This is a genomic window from uncultured Meiothermus sp. (genome assembly GCF_937863175.1).
In the GTDB taxonomy this organism is placed as follows: Bacteria; Deinococcota; Deinococci; order Deinococcales; family Thermaceae; genus Meiothermus.
Genome location: NZ_CALMCQ010000159.1, coordinates 1 through 3,078, shown reverse-complemented (window position 1 = coordinate 3,078; position 3,078 = coordinate 1). Strand labels below are relative to the sequence as shown.

Annotated in this window: 4 protein-coding genes; 2 read left to right on the top strand and 2 right to left on the bottom strand. The window is 57.3% G+C overall.

What is annotated here, in order from left to right; translation table 11 throughout:
• Positions 1-373 (top strand): sulfurtransferase (locus tag Q0288_RS06220; RefSeq protein WP_299428786.1); only part of this gene is annotated, 373 nt, incomplete at its 5' end.
• A gap of 235 nt (positions 374-608) precedes the next feature.
• Positions 609-1,955 carry a hypothetical protein gene (locus tag Q0288_RS06215; protein ID WP_299428783.1) on the top strand — a complete coding sequence of 449 codons (1,347 nt, stop codon included), beginning with the start codon at positions 609-611 and terminating at the stop codon, positions 1,953-1,955.
• A 14-nt stretch (positions 1,956-1,969) separates the two neighbouring features.
• Here the strand turns inward: Q0288_RS06215 and Q0288_RS06210 are convergent, their stop codons facing one another.
• Entirely contained in the window at positions 1,970-2,269 is a 300-nt protein-coding gene (locus Q0288_RS06210; protein ID WP_299428780.1) for a rhodanese-like domain-containing protein, read from the bottom strand.
• Positions 2,270-2,329: 60 nt separating this feature from the next.
• Positions 2,330-2,827 carry a ferritin gene (locus Q0288_RS06205; RefSeq protein ID WP_299428777.1) on the bottom strand — a complete coding sequence of 166 codons (498 nt, stop codon included), beginning with the start codon at positions 2,825-2,827 and terminating at the stop codon, positions 2,330-2,332.
• Between the last annotated feature and the right edge of the window lie 251 nt (positions 2,828-3,078).

Here is a 3,078-nt window from a genome sequence, read left to right as displayed (position 1 = left end):
TGACAGAAAATGCAGAAAACCTCTATGGGTTTTCGAGTTTAGCGGCGAAAAAACCCATATGCCCGAGTATCCCCAGGAAGGGGTGTTGCGCGGTGGACACATCCCGGGTGCCAGGAGCATCCCCTGGGCCACCACCGTCAACCCGGACGGCACCTTTAAAAGCGCCGACGAACTCCGTGGCCTCTATGGGCCGAAAGGCGTGACACCCGATAAAGAAGTGATCGCCTACTGCCGCATCGCCGAGCGCAGCAGCCATAGCTGGTTTGTGCTCAAACACCTGCTGGGCTTCCCCCACGTCAAGAACTACGACGGAAGCTGGACGGAGTGGGGCAACGCGGTGGGCGTGCCGATTGAAAAGGGCCCGGAACAATAGAGCAAGCCTGCTGTTGAACCTTTGCAGGCTCTGAAGGAATCGTTACCGCGAAGGCAGTGGCCACCCATTCAATACAGAACGGGGATCGGCAAATCGGGCGACCCTGAGCGCCTTGGGGAGGTCAATCTCGAGAGGCCCGTACCCTACCAGCGCACCCGCTGCGTGGCCGTTCCCAGATATGCACCGGTTTTGACTCACGGTCAAACGCCTTCTGGAAGCGCGTAGACTGAGGTATATGCCAGACCTGGAATCCAACCCAACCCTCCATCACCCCGAACGACAGGCGCTGGAAGAACTGCTCCAGTTTCCGCTTACCGACGCCCTCTTTGGCCGTCGTAGTCGCCGTTTTGCGCTGGGTGGCGAGTTGCCCGACGGGCCTTTGGCCTATACATCGCGTTACGAGCCCTATCCTCTTTCAGAGCTCGAGCGCCTGCTGATCCTCACCACCGTGGGCGGCCTGACCGGCTGGCACAACCTCATCAGCCACCACCAGAATGTAGCCCCCCATCTGCCCAGTTATTCCGGCATGGCTGCCGGACGTACCTTTCCCAGTGCAGCAGGCTTCCACACCAGCCAGATCTTCTTTACCGACGACAGTGGAACCTATACTTTCAAAACCCGCGATGCCAGCCCACCCATTCCACGAAATCCCGACGGCAAGGTGGATCTGGTGGAATTGCTGCTGGCCCACCAGCAGTACATTCACCCACTGTCCAACACCCGGCTCTACATCCCCCCCCGTGAGCCTTTCATGGCCGGTCACAACGCCTGGAATGCCAATAAACCCGGCTCCCTCCTGGTCTGGCCCATTGCAGATGTAGCCCAGCACCAGTTGCTAAAGCTCATTTTTATTGCCCAGAACGGCTTTGTGCTCTATGACGATGTGCACCATCGCAGCATCCCAGGTCTGGAGAAGTTCAAGGAATACGTCGCGGTAGACAAACCCTATCCGCTCACCGCCTTCGACCAGGCCACCCTTGCGGAAGCCTCGGCTGAGATCAGCGCGTCGGTCTTCGCAGGCCACCTGATACAACAAGCAATGGGTCTGGGAGGCTGGATGCTAAACGGGCTGGATCGGGTACGAACCCTGGGGGCCTCGGGCGACCCCACGGTGCCGGGCCTGGGTTTCCGCTACGATTATAAGCTTGGCTGGTCGCGGCCCAACCCAACAGGGCTGGAAGGTGTTTTTGAAGGCTTCTGTCCACCGCACTACCCCAGTATGCGCTCGGCAGTAGAGGCTTTGGTGGAACGCAAATACAAAGCCGGCGGCCCCTTTAACCCCGAGACCCCGGGCCCCTGGAAGGATACCCAAACCGTGCGCTCACAGGCCCGACTACACGACGAATGGATTGTGGATGTGGTGGCGACCCAGGCCCAGTATCTCTTCAATACCTTTGAGAAATTCCCTGCCACCGTCCCTACCATCTATAGCCTGATGTTCTTACAGACCCACCACCTCGACCTGGAATACTATGACCGGTTTTTCGAGCCAGGGGCCTACCTGCAAACCCACAGAGAACACCTGGAAAAGTGGCATGGTGTACAACTGGAAGACCTGCCCCAGAAAGCCGATGGCAGCTAGCCCGTAGCTTCGGGCTATTGACGATCGGTTATTTGTCGCAGCTTTTGCAAGCCCCCCTCGAGGTTGTAGACGAGCTCGTAGCCCGCCGCTTCCAGGTAGAGCCCCGCCAGTTCGCTCATAACCCCACGCTCACAAATGAGGAGCAGGGGACGGTCTTTGGGCAGGTTGTGGTTGCCATGCTGTATGTCCGCCAGGGTCAGATGCAGGGCTCCAGCAAAGTCGCCCTGATTGTACTGCTCCGGTGGGCGCACATCCACGACCAGCGGGTTGTCCTGAGAAAAGTTTTTGAGCAGCTCGGGTTTGAGGGTTCGCATGCTTCTAAGATAAAACAAAAAACTGGGGCGATGGCCCCAGTGGGAAGACCAGGCGCTGCACTAGTTTTCAATTTCCAGCAATTCCTCGGCCTGAAAGAGATTGATGCCGCTTTCCACCAGGGCCAGGTACTTCTCCATGCTGCTCACTTCCTCCACCTGTTCTTCCAGAAACCACTGCAAGAACTGGAAGCCCACAAAATCGCCCTCGGCCAGGGCAACTTTGGCCATGGCCTGGAACTGCTCGGTGACGGTGCGCTCCCACTTCAGGGCCTGGGCAACGGCGCTGGCGGGGCTTTTGAAGCGGGTAGAGGCCGCCGCAATGGCCGGAAACTCGAGGGCCTCCCCGGTCTCGACCAGAAACTTGACGATTTTGAGGGCGTGTTCTTTTTCTTCTGCGGCTTGCCGGTAGAACAGCCCTGCCCATTTATCCAGGCTCTGCTGTGCAAAATAAGTTCCAATTGCCAGATACTGCTGATGAGCACCGAGTTCGTGGCCGATCTGTTCGCCTAGTTTCTGGGCGAGTTTGCTCGAGATCATGGACTGTGCGGTCTTTGGCATGGTTCACTCCTTGTTTGACTGCTTTTAACAGGTAGTCTTATTGCGAATGACTACTAATAAAGCCTAGCACCTCTGCTCGGTACTAAAGTAATCCTGCCACCCTTATGCCGGCATAGCAAGCAGGAGGGAGTCGAAGGGCAGCAGCTGGCCTTTGTTCATCCCCTCCAGTGCGTGTTTATACCAAAAAATGTAACACTATGCAAAAACCCGGTAGTCAGGCGCCCGGATAAGTGATATTCTCTCCCCTTGGT